Source organism: Polaromonas sp. P2_G11 (genome assembly GCF_056403595.1).
This window is the reverse complement of the sequence record NZ_JBFUFE010000003.1, coordinates 441,547-458,216: the sequence shown is the minus strand read 5'-3', so window position 1 is coordinate 458,216 and position 16,670 is coordinate 441,547. Positions and strand designations below refer to the sequence as shown.

15 protein-coding genes are annotated in these 16,670 nt (G+C 60.9%); 10 read left to right on the top strand and 5 right to left on the bottom strand.

What is annotated here, in order from left to right:
* Positions 1 to 98: 98 nt before the first annotated feature.
* Positions 99 to 1,019: a LysR family transcriptional regulator gene (locus AC1DWQ_RS12895; protein ID WP_477669993.1), complete on the bottom strand. Its 921-nt coding sequence runs from the start codon at positions 1,017 to 1,019 to the stop codon at positions 99 to 101.
* Positions 1,020 to 1,126: 107 nt separating this feature from the next.
* Between AC1DWQ_RS12895 and AC1DWQ_RS12890 the strand changes: the two genes are divergently transcribed.
* Positions 1,127 to 1,525 carry a tautomerase family protein gene (locus AC1DWQ_RS12890; protein WP_477667405.1) on the top strand — a complete coding sequence of 133 codons (399 nt, stop codon included), beginning with the start codon at positions 1,127 to 1,129 and terminating at the stop codon, positions 1,523 to 1,525.
* A gap of 11 nt (positions 1,526 to 1,536) precedes the next feature.
* A complete protein-coding gene (locus AC1DWQ_RS12885) occupies positions 1,537 to 1,989 on the top strand; it encodes a cupin domain-containing protein (protein ID WP_477669992.1) in 453 nt (150 codons plus the stop codon).
* Positions 1,990 to 2,135: 146 nt separating this feature from the next.
* On the opposite strand, the gene AC1DWQ_RS12880 is transcribed toward AC1DWQ_RS12885, so the two are convergent.
* The gene (locus AC1DWQ_RS12880) at positions 2,136 to 3,137 is read right to left on the bottom strand and encodes an AraC family transcriptional regulator (protein WP_477669991.1); all 1,002 of its coding nucleotides are present in this window, start codon (positions 3,135 to 3,137) and stop codon (positions 2,136 to 2,138) included.
* 78 nt (positions 3,138 to 3,215) lie between these two features.
* On the opposite strand from AC1DWQ_RS12880, the gene AC1DWQ_RS12875 reads away from it, so the two are divergent.
* Both AC1DWQ_RS12875 and AC1DWQ_RS12870 read left to right on the top strand, forming a co-directional pair.
* The gene (locus tag AC1DWQ_RS12875; RefSeq protein ID WP_477669990.1) at positions 3,216 to 4,463 is read left to right on the top strand and encodes an MFS transporter; all 1,248 of its coding nucleotides are present in this window, start codon (positions 3,216 to 3,218) and stop codon (positions 4,461 to 4,463) included.
* On the top strand, positions 4,460 to 5,500 hold the full coding sequence (locus tag AC1DWQ_RS12870; protein ID WP_477669989.1) for an NADP-dependent oxidoreductase: 1,041 nt from the start codon (positions 4,460 to 4,462) through the stop codon (positions 5,498 to 5,500). Before AC1DWQ_RS12875 ends, AC1DWQ_RS12870 begins: the two co-directional genes overlap by 4 nt.
* A 145-nt stretch (positions 5,501 to 5,645) precedes the next feature.
* On the opposite strand, the gene AC1DWQ_RS12865 is transcribed toward AC1DWQ_RS12870, so the two are convergent.
* The 3 genes from AC1DWQ_RS12865 to AC1DWQ_RS12855 all read right to left on the bottom strand — a co-directional run bounded on the left by AC1DWQ_RS12865 (position 5,646) and on the right by AC1DWQ_RS12855 (position 7,141).
* Complete coding sequence (locus AC1DWQ_RS12865) at positions 5,646 to 6,470, bottom strand: sugar phosphate isomerase/epimerase family protein (RefSeq protein WP_477669988.1); 825 nt, start codon at positions 6,468 to 6,470, stop codon at positions 5,646 to 5,648.
* Between the two features lie 16 nt (positions 6,471 to 6,486).
* The gene (locus AC1DWQ_RS12860) at positions 6,487 to 6,738 is read right to left on the bottom strand and encodes a hypothetical protein (RefSeq protein WP_477669987.1); all 252 of its coding nucleotides are present in this window, start codon (positions 6,736 to 6,738) and stop codon (positions 6,487 to 6,489) included.
* A gap of 151 nt (positions 6,739 to 6,889) precedes the next feature.
* On the bottom strand, positions 6,890 to 7,141 hold the full coding sequence (locus tag AC1DWQ_RS12855) for a hypothetical protein (RefSeq protein WP_477669986.1): 252 nt from the start codon (positions 7,139 to 7,141) through the stop codon (positions 6,890 to 6,892).
* A 138-nt stretch (positions 7,142 to 7,279) separates the two neighbouring features.
* Here AC1DWQ_RS12855 and tssC point away from each other — a divergent pair, with 138 nt between their 5' ends.
* From tssC to AC1DWQ_RS12825, 6 genes are all read left to right on the top strand, one after another.
* A complete protein-coding gene (gene tssC / locus AC1DWQ_RS12850; protein ID WP_477669985.1) occupies positions 7,280 to 9,955 on the top strand; it encodes a type VI secretion system contractile sheath large subunit in 2,676 nt (891 codons plus the stop codon).
* 43 nt (positions 9,956 to 9,998) lie between these two features.
* Positions 9,999 to 10,571, top strand: a complete 573-nt coding sequence (locus AC1DWQ_RS12845) for an Hcp family type VI secretion system effector (protein WP_348049164.1) — start codon at positions 9,999 to 10,001, stop codon at positions 10,569 to 10,571.
* Between the two features lie 90 nt (positions 10,572 to 10,661).
* On the top strand, positions 10,662 to 11,045 hold the full coding sequence (locus tag AC1DWQ_RS12840; RefSeq protein WP_477669984.1) for a GPW/gp25 family protein: 384 nt from the start codon (positions 10,662 to 10,664) through the stop codon (positions 11,043 to 11,045).
* Between the two features lie 13 nt (positions 11,046 to 11,058).
* On the top strand, positions 11,059 to 12,870 hold the full coding sequence (gene tssF, locus AC1DWQ_RS12835) for a type VI secretion system baseplate subunit TssF (protein ID WP_477669983.1): 1,812 nt from the start codon (positions 11,059 to 11,061) through the stop codon (positions 12,868 to 12,870).
* Entirely contained in the window at positions 12,834 to 14,030 is a 1,197-nt protein-coding gene (gene tssG / locus AC1DWQ_RS12830) for a type VI secretion system baseplate subunit TssG (RefSeq protein WP_477669982.1), read from the top strand. The genes tssF and tssG overlap by 37 nt, the downstream gene beginning before the upstream one ends.
* Entirely contained in the window at positions 14,027 to 16,669 is a 2,643-nt protein-coding gene (locus tag AC1DWQ_RS12825; RefSeq protein WP_477669981.1) for a contractile injection system protein, VgrG/Pvc8 family, read from the top strand. The genes tssG and AC1DWQ_RS12825 overlap by 4 nt, the downstream gene beginning before the upstream one ends.
* The last annotated feature ends 1 nt before the right edge of the window (position 16,670 follow it).

The following is a 16,670-nucleotide window of genomic DNA, read 5'->3' as shown; positions in this document are numbered from 1 at the left end:
CCAATTTTTGTCTGCATCCCCTCTTGGGCAGGTTATGAGGAATCAAAACAAACCTTAAGCGCAGCATTCCAGGTGCTGGAGTTCAAGGCCGGTTTCCGCTAGGTGCAAGTCATGGCCCACTGCCGGCGGGCGGCCGCCTGAAGGAAGTCGATCACAGCCCGTACGCGCGCCGCGTTACGCAGGTTGGGCAAGGACACTGCGAACATCGTGTGGGTAATACCGGAAGCGTAAGGCGACAAGACCTCCTTCAAAAGGCCCTTGGCCACGTCCCCCGCCGCCAATGGAACCGACAGCATGCCGATGCCCGCCCCGGCCACCAGGGCGTGATGCACCAGGGCCGTGGTATTCATGGCGAGCTGTGACCTGACAGTGGCTTCGACCTTCCGTCCGGCCTTGCGGAACGCCCATGTCACAACGGGCCCCTGCGCGGTATGGGTTACCGTCTGATGCCTGCCCAACTCATCCGGGCCGGCGGGTTCTCCATGTTGGCGCAAATATTCAGGCGAGGCGTACAGGCGGCGTTCAAAGGAGCCAAGGGCACGGGCGACCACAGCCTCGCTATTGCCTACTGTGGTGCGCAGGGCCACATCGATCCCGTCCGTCACGAGATCGGCAACCCGGTCATCGGCCACCACCTCGATGCGCAACTCCGGGTATCGCGCGCGCAGCGCGCCCAGCTGCGGCACAACCAGTTCCTCGCAAATCTCCTGGCTTGAGGCCAGTCGCAGCGCGCCGGCCACGCGATTTCGCTGTTTCGACACCGCGGCAGAGATGTCCTCCATCCGCGCCAGCAGTTCACGTGCTTCCTGCGCCAACTCAAAGCCTTCGGCGGTTGCTGACAGCCCATGCGTGGACCGGCGCAACAAAGTGACCCCGTACCCCGTTTCAAGGCGGTTGACTCCTCGGGTAACGACAGAGACTGCCACGTCCAACTCCCGGGCGGCCGCAGAGAACGAATTGAGGTCGAGTGAGCGAACCAGCCACCGCAAGTCCGCAGGGTCCGGCAGGAAGTGTTTCATCGGGGTTGCCTTTGCGTTTCGAGCAAAACCGATTATGCGGGATGGAGGTTTCCGGCTGTAGTGGCTCGCCCTAAAGTGGCGGCACCAACCCAAAAAAGGAAACAACCATGCCTATCCTCAATGTCAAGATCTCGGCGAACCGTACGCCAGAACTCTCGCAACTCGTCACCGACACGCTGCTGGACCTTTCCAGCCGCTTGCTCGGAAAACGACGTGATCTCACCGCAGTGGTGATCGACTATGTCGATCCGCGCGACTGGTTTGTCGCCGGGAAATCGCTGGCCGAACTGAAGATGACCAGCTTCTACTTCGACATCAAGGTGGTGGACGAAACCAACACCAAGGCCGAAAAGGCCCGGTTTGTCGCCGAATCATTCGAAGCGTTCGGGCGCATCCTGGGAGACCTGCACCCAGAAAGCTACGTGTACGTGCAAGACGTGCGCGGCAGCGCGTACGGCTATGGCGGCCGCACCCAGGAATACCGCCATCAACATCCAGACCAATAAGAGGCAGAGCCATGGAACTAGCAAACACTATCGTCGCCGCGGCTATGCGCCGGGCTGGACTCAGCACCTGGATCCCGGAAGGGGAAGGGAAATGGTCACTTCCGATCCAGTTCCTGCCAGATGGTTCAGGCTGGGTCGAATTGATGCGACTCAAGCCGGGCACACGGCTGGGTTTACACCGGCACACTGGCGAGGTTCACGCCCTGACCTTGGTTGGCGAGCGTCGCCTGAACGACGGTCGCATGGTGGGCGTCGGGGACTACATTCACGAGCCTGCCGGCAATGTGGACTGGTGGGAAGCTGTAGGGGACGAGGATCTGCTGGTGCACGTCGTCGTCAAGGGCAGTGTCGAATACCTCGGAGCGCACCACAGCGTACTGCAGCAAATAACCGCCGCCGACCGGATCTCGGACTACCACCGGTACTGCACAGCAGTCGGCGTGCAGCCTCGCGCACTGGATTAGCTGGGCGATTCACGAATTGCCGACGGTCATGCCCTGCTTCACTGGGCCTTGCCAGCGCTCATTGCTCTGTGCGCCGGGCGTATTGCAAATGTGCACCAAAGCCCAACTGAGAAGTTCCAGCGCCACAGCACCACAACACGCCTTGGTCACATGGAACTGCGGGCCTTGCTGGGTGGGTGGCCGATAACTCGCTTGAACGCCCGGCTGAACGAGGCCTCCGAGTCGTAACCCAGCCGGTCAGCGGCCACTGTGACACGCATGCCGTCCTGCATGATCCAGCTGCGGGCCTGGAACATGCGAATGCGGGCCACGTACCTGGCCGGGCTCTCGCCCACCGAATCCTTGAATGCCTGGGCAAAACGTGATCGCGATGCACCCATGATGTTCGCCATCTCCGGCACGCTCCAGTCCTGCTCCGGCGTCGCGTGAATGGCGACAAGCACCTTGCCCACGCCGGGCGAGCGCAGCGCTGCGATCCAGCCCGTCGAGTTGCTGCAAGCGCATTCCACCCAGGCACGGATGATGCTCGCGGCGAGCACATCGGCCATGCGGGCCAGGATGCCGCAGGCGCCGATGCGGTTGAGCGAGGCTTCACGCTCCATCGCGTCGAGCAGCATGGGTACACCCGGGTCGCGTTGGGCCAGGTCGCCGGCGCGTATCACCTCTGGCATCATGGCCAGCAATGGGTGCAGAGGGTCAAGGTTGAACTTCATGGTGCCGCAGAACATGACGTGGGATGGCGTCTGCGCTGCGGGGGCTCCATCCCGCAACAAATAGATGTCGTCTGCGACCCGCTCGCGATCGAAAGTCGCGAGATCCACCGGCGGCACTTCTGGTGAGCTGGCCACGGTGTGGGCGGTGCTGCGGGGCAGCAGCACTGCGTCACCGGCCTTCAGTTCCATCCACCCGGACCGCTGCGTATGCATCCAGCAATCTCCGCTGGCGACGAAATGAAAACGTGCGGCAGCTTGCGCGGCAAAGGAAATCGCCCACGGCGCGTGCATCAGGCAGCGGCCGTACTCAACGCCGTCCAGGCGCAGGCCCAGCAGGACTTTGGTGAGGGGGTCGGGGCCTGCGGCAGGCAGGCCCCCGTTTTCGTGAGGAGGCTGAACGATGGGCGTAAAAGTTCTGGAGGAATCGTCAAGCATTTCGGCTCTTTCGCCATGGAAAGGTGTCGATGCTAGGCCTAAGCTGGCAACCCTGTCCTCAACAAGGCTTCACATTTCATGTCATCTACTTCCTGTTCTGCCTGTCTCGATCCACTGGCCGCTGGCGCGACCCCTGGCAACGATTCACCTGGCGAAGCCGCCGCCCTCTGGGCGGCGGTTGCTTCACTTTCCCTTGGCGTGTTCGGCCTGGTCACTGCGGAATTCTTGCCGGCCAGCCTGCTGACCGCCATGGCGGCTGACCTGCACGTCACGGCAGGCGCTGCGGGCCAGGCCGTCACGGCCACCGCGCTTGTCGGTGCGGTGGCCGCGCCAACCATCCCCTTGCTGACGGCGCGCTTCGATCGGAAGCGGGTGTTGCTGACGCTCACAGCCCTTCTGTTTGTATCCAACCTGTTGGCGGCGACGGCTGCCTCGCTCGCGGTGCTATTGGTCGCGCGCGTGGTGCTCGGTATTGCGCTCGGTGGATTCTGGTCCATGGCGGCGGCACTGGCCATGCGCCTGGTGCCGGAGCGGCTTTTCCCGCGCGCGATGTCGCTCGTGTTGACGGGCGTGTCCATTGCCACCGTCTGCGCTGCGCCCGTTGGCGCATGGATGGGAAATGTGTGGGGATGGCGTAGCGCTTTTGTCGCGGCAGGTGCTGTCGGCTTGCTGGCTTTCGCTGTGCAGCTGGTCGCGTTGCCGGCACTGCCGCCGCGTGACAAAGCCAGCTTGAAAGGCCTGCGCGATCTGCTCACGCGGGGACCGGTACGAATTGCGCTGCTGGCCGTGTTGCTCGTGATATCCGGCCACTTCGCGGGCTTCACCTACATCCGGCCCGTGCTTGAAGACGTGACCAAGCTGTCGGTGTCGGCGATTTCCGCTGTGCTGCTGGGCTATGGCATCGGCGGTTTCTTCGGGAACTTTGCAGGGGGGTGGCTGGCGGGGCGCAGTGAGCGATACGCGATCGTCGCAGGCAGCGGGATGATCGCCTTGCTTGCGGCTGCGCTGCTCATTGGCGGCAGCTCCACCGTGGTCACCGCTGTGGCGGTGACGCTGTGGGGGTTCGCATTCGGCGCGTTTCCGGTCGGCTTTCAGACCTGGATCGTGCGCGCCGCACCCGACCAGGCAGAGGCCGCGGGCGGCTTGCTGGTGGCAGCGTTCCAGATCGCCATCGCCACGGGCGCCATCGCGGGCGGCCTCATCGTTGACTGGACTGGAGCGCTCGGCGCCCCTGCATTTGCCATGGTGGCTGTAGCCCTGGGCGGCCTGCTGGCATGGCAGCACGGCCCGGGCCCCGCAGCGACCGATGCACGGAGGCAGTCATGACAAAGTCAAGACCAGACCCCAGCATCAATCGGCGCATTACCTTGGCGGCGCACCCGCGCGGCCTGCCCGTTGCGTCTGACTTCAATCTTGTGACCGAGCCTGTGCCGCACGTGGGCGAAAGCCAGGTGCTCTTGCAAACGCAGTTCCTTTCGCTGGACCCGTACATGCGCAACCTGATGGACAAAGTCGGCCCGGGGTACGCGCCTCCTGTTCCGCTAGGCGGCACCATGCCGGGCGGCACAGTCAGCCGTGTCGTCGAATCCAGGCATCCCAAATATCGCGTTGGTGATCTCGTGCTCGCCAACGCTGGCTGGCAGGACTACGCTCTGAGCGATGGGAGCGACCTGCAGTTGATGGATGACATGGGCCGACCATCCCTCGCGCTTGGCGCGCTCGGAATGCCGGGTTTTACAGCGCATGTCGGTCTGCTGGACATCGGCCAGCCAAAGGTTGGTGAAACTGTTGTGGTTGCAGCGGCGACCGGTGCGGTTGGCGCCATGGTCGGCCAGATCGCGAAACTCAAGGGCGCCCGCGTGGTAGGCATCGCCGGAGGTGCCGAAAAGTGCCGCCAGGCGGTCGACGATCTGGGCTTTGATGCCTGCGTCGACAGGCGCGGGCCATTGTTTGGGGAACAGCTTGCTGCCGCATGCCCGGCGGGCATTGACGTGTACTTTGAAAACGTCGGCGGTGACGTATTGTCGGCAGTCCTTCCGCTCCTCAATCTTGGCGCCCGTATGCCTGTGTGCGGTTTTGTCGCACATTACAACGACTCTGCAGGCTCAATCGGCCCCAACCAACTGCCGCAGTTCCTGGCCGCCATTTTGCAAAAGCGGGTGCGGGTGCAGGGGTTCATCATTCTTGACCACTATGGCGCGCGCTTTGACGTGTTCCGCAGTGAAATGGGCGAATGGGTCAACAGTGGGCAGGTCAAGGCATCGGAGCACGTTGTAGATGGCCTGCTGAATGCGCCCGCCGCCCTGTCAGACCTGCTGCAGGGCCGGCACTCCGGCAAGGTCGTCGTACGCCTGGAGGCGTAGCTGGCATAGGTACGGCGTCCGGTGCTTGGCTTGGGCTCTTGCAAGGGGGACTTTATTCATGGCAATCAGCGCCGGGTTGCGATGAATAAAGTCCGCCGATCGAAGCTGCGCATCCCCTTGGAAACCTTGCGATATCTGGGCATGTTTACGACTCCAGTGCTTCGAGTTGCGCTAGCACGCGCCGTGTGGCGGCAAGGGCGCGGCGTGCGCGATCGGTGGCGCTGACGGTGAGTGCCAGCGTGTGCGTTGGCACTTCGAGGCTGAGCGGGATGTTGCGCGGCGCAGCACGCAGAAGACCGAGGAGGTCCACTTCGCCATCGCCAGGAAACAGGCGCTCGGAGCGGGCCTCGGCGAGGATCGCGTCCATCGTCGGCGGGATGGCTGCGGGCACATCGCAAAACTGCATGAAGCGCATGCGCGACGGCGGGATTTCGGCAATGTCCTTGATGCGGCTGCGCGAGCGGCTCAGATGGAAAGGGTCGATCAGCACACCCGCGTTGTTGCGGCCGGTGCGCTCAACGATGCGCGCGGCCTGGGTCAAATCCTTCGCATCGGTCCAGGGCATGAATTCCAGGGCGGCTGCCAGCCCGTAGCTGTCGGCGAGGTCGCAGAATGCGGCGAAGGTATCGGTGAGCCGGGCTTCGTCTGGATCGTTTCCGGCCACAAGCAAATCGCTCGCACCGAGCCGGGCGGCGGTGGCAATCGCGGCTTCGTAGTCGCCGACCAGGGTATCGGGCTTGATGCGAAAGATTTCGACATCAAGCACCTTGATGCCGGTGTCCGCCAGGCGATGCTCGACTTCGCGCAGCATCTGCGTGTCTCCCACGATGTCGTACTGCGGCTCGGTCGGCGTTGCCGGCAGCAAGCGGATGCCGACATGGCTGAAGCCGGCATCAAAGGCGCAGGTCACCATTTCAGGCGGCGTCAATTCCAGCACGGTCAGGGCGGCGAGTGAAATGGGTCGGGTCATATTCCTGGCTCCGGGCTCACGTCGATGAGGGCAACTGAGACTCCTTCTTCATCATCCAGAGTTCCTGAGTGTCCAGCGCGACACGTTCTACCACTCCGTCGCTCTCGAGTCTTTCCAGCGCCTCCAGTGTTGTAGCTTCCGGAGGGACGGGCTCTTCCCATTCGATCCAGAAAGAGTGAATTCCCCTGGCCGTATCGACTGAGTGCGGGGCACTCTCGAGCTTTCTGCGGATACAGAGGACGGCGAAATCGACCAGTTGTTTGTTCATCAAGCAAGCTTGTTTTGTGGAGATGCCGCTGCGTGTCATTAAGCGTGCGCGTGCCAGGCACTACTGCATGCCGTGATGTCTTCGAAGCGCCTGTTCTGCAGTTTCTTCGCAACGGATGACTTCATTATTGTCCCGGTCAGCTCAAAACCAGTCATTTTCTTTGGAAACTAACTATTCGCAATAGTGGCATTCCATTCTTCGGAAAGTTTCCGCGGTTTTCAAAGTGGCGGGACATATCTGCACCAAAGCATGGATATTTTTGTCCTGCCGGTTTCACCGGCACAGACAGATGTCGAGGGCCTTCGACCGGCACGCTTTGCCGGTATGCGATGCCTTCGCTCAACTGAAAAAAGAGCAGTGCAAATAAGTCCTCCTCACCTTCAGAGGTGAAAAAAATACTCATACGAATCAATGCGTTAGGAGATTTTTAAGGTTGGCATGCCGCTTGCGAAAACAGTGCGGGAGAAATTCCGCCCGCGGCCCTCGTGGCTTGGCGAGCGTTTCTGCAAGTGCGTGCGGTATTGACTATGAGAGGCTAAAAATGGCTGAAAGTGTTCAAAAATGGCTGGAGCGTAATCGTCCACCCCGGGTGAAGATCACCTACGAGGTGGAGACTGGCGGCGCCATCGAAAAGCAGGAGCTCCCCTTCATTGTTGGAGTGTTTGCTGACCTGGCCGGCGATCGCGATCCCGACGTGGAATTTCCGCCGTACAAGCAACGGCAGATGGTGCCTATTGACCGGGACCTCTTCAACGACGTCATGAAGACGCAGTTGCCGCGTGTGGCTCTGGGCCACGTTCCGCGAATCCCGTCACCACCCGGTGCAATGCAGATCGGAGCCGTCGAATCGGCCAATCTGTCCGGCGACATTACTTTCAGTTCGCTGGATGCGTTCGACCCGATCGCCATCGTGCGCGCCATTCCTGACCTCAACAAGCTCTATCGGGTACGAAGCAACATCCGCATGCTGCAGTCGCGGGCGGAGTCGAGCGACCGGCTCAATGACCAGCTGAATCTGTTGATCGCCAAAACGCCGGACGGCCAGGCCAGGCGCGCACAACTTCAGGTGCTGGCCGGGCCTGACTACCGCAACAGCGTCGTCAAAGCAGACATGGACAAGGCGCCTGGCGAACTCAAAAAGGCCACATCTTCTTTGTACGACCTGGCCATGGTGATGGGCAAGGCCGATCAGGCGCCCAAGCTCAAGGCTGCCACCGACTGGGGATATGAGACCGTCAACGGCGTGGGCGCGGACGGCAAGCCGGTGGTTGACGCCGATGCAACCCTGGCGCCGCTGCGCAGGCTGCTGGGGGTGTTTTCGACCCCGGACACGCCGGAGAACCTGCAGACAGTGTCAGCCCAGCTGCAGCAACTTACGCAGTGGGATGCCGGCCTGTCTTCCAAAATCCAGCTGGAACGCAATGCGATTGCCAGCAATCTCGGCGCCGACCCCACTGCGACCGCGACGCAGACCAAGCTCGCTGCGGACGCCACAGCGCTATTGGCAGCGCTCGCACCCAAAGACGGCCAGATCGATGCCGACGCAAAAAGGGCTGCTCTGGCTGTGCTCGGCATGCAGCAGACCGACGACAGCGATTCGATCGCGATGCCGACCGACGCCGCACAAGTGCGCACAGTGGCCGAGCAGAAGCATGACGCGGTCAATCGCAGGGTGGCCAACAATATGCTGCTGGTTCTCAGCGGCGCTACCGACACGCCTGACCCGAAGGCAAAGCCGGTGCCTCCGACAAAAAAACAAGCCAGGCAGAACATTGATGCGGTCTTCGCTCTCATGGATGCGGCCGGCCTGAAAACCGACGAGGACAGGCAGAAATTCCTTGGCCCGATCGGTTTCTTTGCGACGGATGTGCTGGCGCGGCTCGATGCTCCAGGTTCCACCTATGCGCCGGTGGCCGCGATAACTGCGATTGACTCGCACATCTCCGACATCGACGGCTGGTTGAGCAGGCAATTGAGCGTGATCATGCATGCGCCGAAGTTCCAGGAGGTCGAAGCGACCTGGCGCGGCCTGCACTATTTCGTGTCAAACACCGAAACCGGCAAGATGCTCAAGCTCAGTGTCTTCAACGCCACCAGGGACGAGCTGCTGGACGACATGGAGAAGGCGGTCGACAAAGACCAAAGCAAACTCTTCAAGATGATCTATGAAGACCAGTACGGCACTTTCGGTGGCCTGCCCTACAGTCTTCTGATTGGCGGCTACGAGGTGGGGCGCAGCGCCAAGGATATCGAATTCCTGCGCAAGATCGCGGAAGTCGCGGCCTCCGCCCATGCGCCATACATCACCGCAGCCTCAGCGTCGCTATTCGGACTCGACAGCTTTCGCGACCTCGCCAAGCCCCGTGACCTGGAAAAAATCTTTGAAAGCATTGAGCTGGCCGGCTGGCAGGAATTTCGCGAAAGCGAGGATTCCCGCTATGTGACGCTGGTGATGCCGCATGTGCTGCTGCGCCTGCCTTACGGCAAGAACAGCTGGCCGGTTGACGGCATGGACTTCGAGGAGACTGTCGGGCCTTCCAGCAGTTCACCCGATAGCGGCAGTTTCTTGTGGGGCAATGCGGCCTACATGCTGGCGCAGCGCGTGACCAACGCGTTCTCCAGGTACAACTGGACGGCAGCGATACGCGGAGTTGAAGGTGGTGGACTGGTTGAGGACCTGCCGACCTACAGCTACCGCACCGATTCCGGGGCCGAGGAGCTGTTTTGTCCAACTGAAGTGTCCATCACCGACCGGCGCGAAAAGGAGCTCAACGATCTGGGCTTCATCTCGTTATGCCATTGCAAGGGCAAGGGGCAGGCTGCATTCTTTGGCGGGCAGACCAGCAACCAGCCGAAGAAGTATTTTTCCGACAGCGCCAATGCCAACGCACAGATTTCCGCGCTGCTGCCCTACATGCTCGCGGCCTCGCGCTTCGCGCATTACATCAAGGTCATCATGCGCGCCAAGATAGGCAGCTTCCTGACGCGGGGCAATGTAGAGGCCTACCTCAACACCTGGATATCGAACTATGTGTTGCTCGATGAGAACGCCTCTCAGGACGCAAAGGCGAGTTTTCCCCTGAGCCAGGCGAACGTGATCGTGAAGGATGTGCCAGGCGCCGTGGGTTCCTACAACGCGGTCGTCTTCCTCAGGCCGCACTTCCAGCTTGAGGAGTTGACAACCTCGATCCGCCTTGTGGCGAATCTTCCGAAGTGACGCGTTCTCTTCCCACCCAATATAGACCAACGAAAGACAAGCCATGGATCTGATACTGCTACAACCCGGCGACACTTCCGTGTTCCCCACAACAAGCAATGACTGGGCCACGGGCGGCAGCCTGATTTCGACCGGCGCCGACTGGACCGCCAACGAGGAACTTAAGCTCGGCCAATGCATCGAACTGGTGTCAGTGCACCAGGGTATGAAGCAGCAGGTGACGACGGACGTCAGCAATTCGGCGCGCACCTCTGGCAGGCCGGTGATCACGGAGTTCACCTGCGTCAAATATGTCGACAAGACTTCGGTCAAGCTCTACGACTTCTGTTTGCGCGCGAAGTCGCTGGGCGACAAGGCCAAGCCCTCGTACATCTACATCCTGCGAAACTCGGGCGACAAGGTCGGCAACATCATTACCTTCATGCTGCGCGACGCGCTTATCAGCGAAATTCAATTCCAGTCACATCCTGACGACATGCCGACCGAGCAGTTCAAGCTTAACTTCACCGAGATCGTCTGGACCTACGCCGTGCAGACACCGGACATGCAGGTCAAGGGGAACGTCACTGCCGGCTGGAGCCTGGCGCAGAACAGGCCTTTGACGGCGTTCACTTGAGCCTCGTTGCGGCCCTGCGGGCGCCGTGGATTTTCGTTGTTTTTGAGATGGCGTACCGTTATTGCGGCGCGCCAGCCCAAGGGGATAAACATGCAGTTCTTGCTTGAGCGCCTGGAGTTTGCAGGTGCGGCGCCGGCGCAAAGCGGCCAGAGCTTCAATCTGCGCGATGCCGTGCGGCTGCAGATTCAGCGTCTGGTTAGCTCGCACGTCTGGGCCGGTTCGACCGGTCTGGAACTCATGCGCGTCGGCCTGCCTTCCCTGACCGGCGCCGGTTATGCCCAGAAAGATGACGTACAGCGTTATTCGCTGGGCATCCGCGACATGATCGTGCGCCACGAACCTCGGCTGACGGGCGTACGTGTGACTGTTGAGGAAACGCGTAGTTCCGTCATGCCTTTCCAGGTAGTCGTCACCGGCAAGCTCGCCGACCAGCCGCTGACGGAGACCTTCAGCTTCGGGTTGCCGCGCCGCTAGGCGCTTCCAGACCATGCAAGTCTACGGAACTCAACTCAAGGACTACTACCAGCGCGAACTGGCAGGGCTGCGCAACGACGCCGCTGCATTTGCGCAGGCCTATCCGACAGAGGCGCAGGCACTCAAACTCGATCGCACCGGTTCGCACGATCCTCACGTGGAAATGCTGCTGCAGTCCTTTGCTTTCCTGACCGGTCGGGTGCAATATGAGTCCGAAGTCAGCAAGGCGCTGATCCCGAACGTACTCCTCGGTTACCTTTACCCGCACCTGGCGGCGCCTGTGCCGTCCATGTTGATTGCCCAGGTCCGCGTCAAGCCGGACGACGCGGCCGGCGCGGTTCTGGAGCGCGGGCGGCAGGCCAGTGTGACGGCTGAGGACGGCCGGGGCCGGAAAAGCGTCTGCCGCTTTACGACAACCTGCGACTTGCCTTTGTTGCCGCTGGGCATTGTCGAGATTGAAATGTTGCAGGCGGGAGATTTCCCGGTCGGGTTGAGCGACGAACGTTGCCTGTCGGTGCTGCGTGTTCGGGTGCGCAGCCTGGGTATCGACCCGGTGAAGGCGCTCAAGAAAACCCGGTTGCGCTTTTACATCGACACCAGCCAAAAAGACGCCTGGTATTTGCAGGAGATGCTGGGCCTGCATCTGCACGCCGTTGACATCGCACAGATTGGTGGTGAGCCACTGCCAGGCGCAAACCAGAGCGCCGTCCACTGGCTCGGGTTTGAGGACGAAGAGGCCGCTCTCCCGGTCCGAAACAACATGCATCCCGGACACCGGCTTCTTCAGGAATATTTTTCCTTTCCGGAAAAATTCATGTTTTTCGAAACCGGCGAGTTTGACCTAGCTCCGTTTGAGAATGGTTTTGACTTGTTGTTCCAGTTTGACGTGGCTTCCCATAAGGATCGCCAGCTCTCGTCACGTTCGCTCAAGCTCAACTGCGTGCCCATGGTGAACCTCTATCGTCAGCGCATGGAGCCTCTGGCGCTTGACCACACGCAGTACGAATACCAGCTAACCGCAGACGTGCAGAACCGCCAAAACTGCGAGATCTACAGCATTGAGGAGCTGGTTTCCATTAGCGCCGACGGCAGCCAACGCAAGCTGGTGCCGTACTTCGAACTTGGGAACGCGAAGACGCGCGGCACCGATGACTATTTTTATGTCATGCGGCGCGAGGAAAACCAGCTTGGCGGCATTGCCGGTACCGAGGTGTTCATATCTTTTCTTGATGTCCGGCAGCAGATGGCACTGCCGCCGGCAGAAGTTGTTGGCGGGCGGGCGCTTTGCACCAATCGCAAGCTGGCAGAACAACTGCTGGTCAAGCAACCTCTGCAGCTCGAAGGGGCGGGGCCGATCACGGTACTCGAAGTGATAAGCCGGCCCTCGCGTCACATCACCCCCGCGCTGATTGGGCGGCGTCCCTGGTCGCTGGTTTCCCAGCTCGGCATGAGCCACTTGTCGATGGCAGAGGGGCCGCAGGCGCTCGCTGCATTCAAAAGCATGCTGCGCGACCACATCGACCCTCTGCAGACACAGGCTTTCCGCAGCATTGAAGGAATTCAGGCGCTGCAATGTCGGCCCGGCATGCGCTACACGATACGCGATGGAGTGCGGGGCTATGTGCAATGCCTCTATATCACCCTTACGCTGAATCGAAAACAGTTCGAGTCGACCAGCATGCTGCTATTTGCGTCGGTGCTGCGCTATTTTCTTGCGCTCTACTCGACAGTCAACAACATGGTCTGCGTAAGCCTGGAAACCACTGACGAGAAAGGAGTACTCAAAAGATGGCCGCCAATGGTTGGGGCCCAGATCGTTCTTTGAGCCGCCGGCTCGAGCAGCGTTTTGGGGAGTTCAATTTCCTGCAGATGATCCGTCTGTGGCTGCGCCAGCCGGATGATCGTGCCGGCGGGTCGGGCCAGACCGTGCGTTTCGAGGCTGATCTTGATGCGGGCTTTCCCGCGCGCGCGGCGAGCGCCGTGCGCGTGCAGGCCATTGCATCCGGGTCGTCTGCGGTTCCGGCGTTGATCGAAGCTGAAGGCGATCTGCATGACCGGCCCCAAATGCTGGCAATCATCACCCCGGACTTCTGTGTTGGCAGTGCACTCGGTCCCTTGCCCGAACCTTTTCTCGAGTGGATGCGCGAGCTGGATCGTGCAGGAAAATCCGCGACGCGCGCATTTCTCGACATTTTCAATAACCGGCTAAATCTGCTGCGTTATGAAACTCGCGCCGGCTTTGAGCCTGGGCTGAACAACGAGCGGCCTGAGCGCAGCCAGCTTGCCGAATACCTTGGCGCGCTGATGGGGGTGGACAACGCCGAGCAGGCCGGGCAAATCCCGATGCCCCAGCGCCAGTGGCTCGGCATCGGGGATTTGCTGGCAAACGGCCGGCGGTCGGCAGCCGGGCTGGTTCAGGTGATCTCGGCGCAGCTTGGATTTCCAGTCAGGTTGCAGCCACTGGTGGGCGCATGGCGTGCAATCGATCCGGACGATCAGCACCGCCTGGGCCGCAGTGGTCACCGGCTTGGCGTTGACATGCTGCTTGGTCGCAGCACTTGGGATCAGCAGTCGCGCATCCGGCTGACCGCAGGCCCTGTCGCTTACTCCCAACTGGAGGCACTGCTGCCGCCGCTGAAAAAAGACACAGAACCAAAGCGTTCGCTGCGTCAATGGCAACGCCTGCAACGCCAGGTCGATATAGGCAGTGAAGCACCTGCCGTGCACAGCTCGTATGAGGAACTGCAAGGCTTGCTACGGTTGATGCTTGACCGTCGCCACGATGCCGAGATCGAACTTTCGGTGCTTGCAGCAGAGGTGCCGCTGGCGCGGCTGGTATCGACTCAGGCCTCCGGTTTCTCCGGTATGCGTCTGGGCTTTAACGCATGGCTGAAGTCGCGGCCGACGGATGGCACCGCTGGCGTTTCGGGTGTTTGTGTTGCGCGCTTTCTGGTCCCCGCCTATGAGTCGGGAGCCATGACATGAACGACCGCGTAACTGGCATGACGACCCCGCTGGCTCTGCTGTCGCCGGCGCCGGTCGTCTACCTGCATGTCGCGCTGTTCCTGGAAACGGGCGTCATCCTGGGTGACGGTAGCTTTCGGCTGGTCAGTTTTAAAGGGCAGGAAAGCATTTCTGATCATTTTGAGTACGAACTGGAGTTGCACGGAAACTCGGACCCCGAGAGCGGCCTTGAGCTGGCCTTTGATGACCTGCTCGGGCGACCGGTCACTGTGGGGGTTCACTACCCTGTGTTGGATGGCCAGCAGCAGCCGACGCGCGAGGAAGCCAACGAGTGGTTTGACCAGGCCGTACACGGCCAGGACGAAGGCGTGCGGTTGACCCTGTTCAATGGCATCGTCGCATCCTTCTCAATGGAGCAGCCAGGCGTCTATCGCGCGACCATGCGGCCGGCACTTTGGAAGCTTACGCTCACGAACAACTACTGCATCCATCGCCAGCTGAATGTGCGTGATGCTATTGCGGGCGTCCTGCGCAAGCACAACATTGACTTTTCGGTCGCGGCGCTGGTTGGCTCAGGCAATCTGGCAGTCGCGAGGCAGCAGGACTGGCTGCAGGCCGGCGAAACCGACTATGAGTTCGTGCGGCGGCTCATGTCGAAAGCGCACATCTACTATTTCTACGTGACCACCGGCACCAGTCACACAGCGGTTTTCGCCAACCGGCCTGTTTACCCGGAAGCCCTGCCCGATGGCAGGCCGCTACGCTACTGCGGCACCCAGGAAGACGCTCTCGGCCTGGCTCAGCCTGACATGATCAGCGACTATAGCTTTCAGCAGAGCCTGGCCAGCAGCGCGGTGAACTCGGTATTCACACGCGAAGAGGCGGCTTGGGAGTCGGATGCGGTGGCTGGGTTTCAGAGCTTTCATGCTCAGACCAAGCCAGCGCCTGGTACCTTGCCATTCAACCAATACCAGATCTATCAATACGGCTGCAGCGACGTTGAGGTCGATCACTATGCCCATGCAACGCAGGACACCCTGGATACGGGTAGCCGGCAATTCAGTGGTTCGAGTTATTGCCCCTACCTGCATTGCGGGCACCGCTTCTCGGTGACGCAGGAAGTGCGCTCAGGACAATGGCCATTGCAGGTCAGACCTCAGCTGGAGGGCAGGAGCTTTGTCGCAACACAGGTTCAGCATGAGGCAACACTCGACGGCAGCTACAGCAACAAGTTCCAGGCGACAGACGCCCAGGGGCTGGTCACGCCGTTCTCCATCCAGGAGACCCAGCAGGGCAGTGTGCTCGCCAGTGTCGTCTCGGGTGGAAACCAGGGTGTTGCGCCGGTGGGTTGGCGCTATATGCAGAAGGATAACTTTGACCCGGAGACCAGCCGCATTGTCGACAGCGAGGGAATTTCTCCGGTGCTTGAGGCGCAGGGAGTCTATGTGCGGTTCTCGACAGGCCAGGACATCTTTTCACCGGACGGCGCCGACCCGGCGGAGCCGGTCTGGGTCAAGCTGGCGCCACACATGCAGACCGTGCCGGAGATCGGTACGACCGTCATCATCACGCGGGCGCAGGATCAGTCCGAGCTGCCTGAAATCCAGAGCATCATCCAGGCTAATGGCACCAAGGTCATCATGCCATCAGGCTGGACGGCCAATACCAACGTTGGCAGCAGCTATTCGACGGCCTATGGCGACGGCAAGAGCATCCGTTTCGGCTTGCACTCCGATGCTGACCTGGACAACGCGGTTGCCATCGTCAGCCAGCAATACGACAGCGGAAAGTTCCGCGAATCGTCGTATTCGCAGGGGGCCAGCTATGGCTATTCGACCTCCGAAGACGGCGCGAACGGCCTGTTGAGCCAGTCGGATTCCTTCGGTTCGACCCACAGCACGCACAAGGGTGCGGAAAGCTGGAGCAGCACCGAGTTTGGTACGACCACCAACCACTCGCTGGTGACCGGTGACGCCACCAACACCAGCAAGACCGAAGGCACGCTCAGCAACACGACTTCGCAAAACATCGTGTTCAATACAACCACGACCGCGAGCCAAACCAGCGAGTCGTTCACGGTCAGCAGCGTCAACCTCGACGTAACCGGTCAGCACATCTCGACCTCGGCGGTCGGTATGGCTGTCAGCGCAAGCGCGACCGGAGTGCGGCTGTCGGGCTCGATGGAGGGAATGAGCAGCAGCAGCAGCATGGTCGGCCTCAGCGACAGTGACTCGGTTGTTGGCATGAGCATGCAGACCAGCGCAACCGGTTCAAGCAACAACGTTGCGGTGACGCTTGCTTCGGATCATGTCTCGATGACGCTGGTCGATACGGGCACCAATCTGGTTGGCGTCAGCAACAGCACCTCTCTGACCGGTGCCAGTACGGCGATGAACCTGGTTGGCGCTCACAACGAGGTCAGCCTGACCGGCCTGTCCAGCCGGGTCAGCCTCACGGGCCAGAGCAACAGTGTTTCAGTTCTGGGGTCGAGTACTGACATCTCGCTGTCGGGCGACACCACGGCGATCTCGATGAAAGGCGCATCAACCTCGATTGAAATGACCGGGGCCGGCATCCTGGTGCAACTCACCGCGTTGCAGGCGACGATGCAGATCACGGGCCTGAGCCTGACGATCACCGAGCTGAAGATCTATCTCTAGG

What these genes read in the sequence shown, in the direction of transcription:
- tssF (WP_477669983.1), top strand. Translation starts at nt 11,059, where the DNA reads ATGCAAGTCTACGGAACTCAACTCAAGGACTACTACCAGCGCGAACTG.
- AC1DWQ_RS12875 (WP_477669990.1), top strand. Translation starts at nt 3,216, where the DNA reads ATGTCATCTACTTCCTGTTCTGCCTGTCTCGATCCACTGGCCGCTGGC.
- AC1DWQ_RS12890 (WP_477667405.1), top strand. Translation starts at nt 1,127, where the DNA reads ATGCCTATCCTCAATGTCAAGATCTCGGCGAACCGTACGCCAGAACTC.
- tssG (WP_477669982.1), top strand. Translation starts at nt 12,834, where the DNA reads ATGGCCGCCAATGGTTGGGGCCCAGATCGTTCTTTGAGCCGCCGGCTC.
- AC1DWQ_RS12845 (WP_348049164.1), top strand. Translation starts at nt 9,999, where the DNA reads ATGGATCTGATACTGCTACAACCCGGCGACACTTCCGTGTTCCCCACA.
- tssC (WP_477669985.1), top strand. Translation starts at nt 7,280, where the DNA reads ATGGCTGAAAGTGTTCAAAAATGGCTGGAGCGTAATCGTCCACCCCGG.
- AC1DWQ_RS12825 (WP_477669981.1), top strand. Translation starts at nt 14,027, where the DNA reads ATGAACGACCGCGTAACTGGCATGACGACCCCGCTGGCTCTGCTGTCG.
- AC1DWQ_RS12855 (WP_477669986.1), bottom strand. Translation starts at nt 7,141, where the DNA reads ATGAGTATTTTTTTCACCTCTGAAGGTGAGGAGGACTTATTTGCACTG.
- AC1DWQ_RS12870 (WP_477669989.1), top strand. Translation starts at nt 4,460, where the DNA reads ATGACAAAGTCAAGACCAGACCCCAGCATCAATCGGCGCATTACCTTG.
- AC1DWQ_RS12885 (WP_477669992.1), top strand. Translation starts at nt 1,537, where the DNA reads ATGGAACTAGCAAACACTATCGTCGCCGCGGCTATGCGCCGGGCTGGA.
- AC1DWQ_RS12860 (WP_477669987.1), bottom strand. Translation starts at nt 6,738, where the DNA reads ATGAACAAACAACTGGTCGATTTCGCCGTCCTCTGTATCCGCAGAAAG.
- AC1DWQ_RS12865 (WP_477669988.1), bottom strand. Translation starts at nt 6,470, where the DNA reads ATGACCCGACCCATTTCACTCGCCGCCCTGACCGTGCTGGAATTGACG.
- AC1DWQ_RS12880 (WP_477669991.1), bottom strand. Translation starts at nt 3,137, where the DNA reads ATGCTTGACGATTCCTCCAGAACTTTTACGCCCATCGTTCAGCCTCCT.
- AC1DWQ_RS12840 (WP_477669984.1), top strand. Translation starts at nt 10,662, where the DNA reads ATGCAGTTCTTGCTTGAGCGCCTGGAGTTTGCAGGTGCGGCGCCGGCG.
- AC1DWQ_RS12895 (WP_477669993.1), bottom strand. Translation starts at nt 1,019, where the DNA reads ATGAAACACTTCCTGCCGGACCCTGCGGACTTGCGGTGGCTGGTTCGC.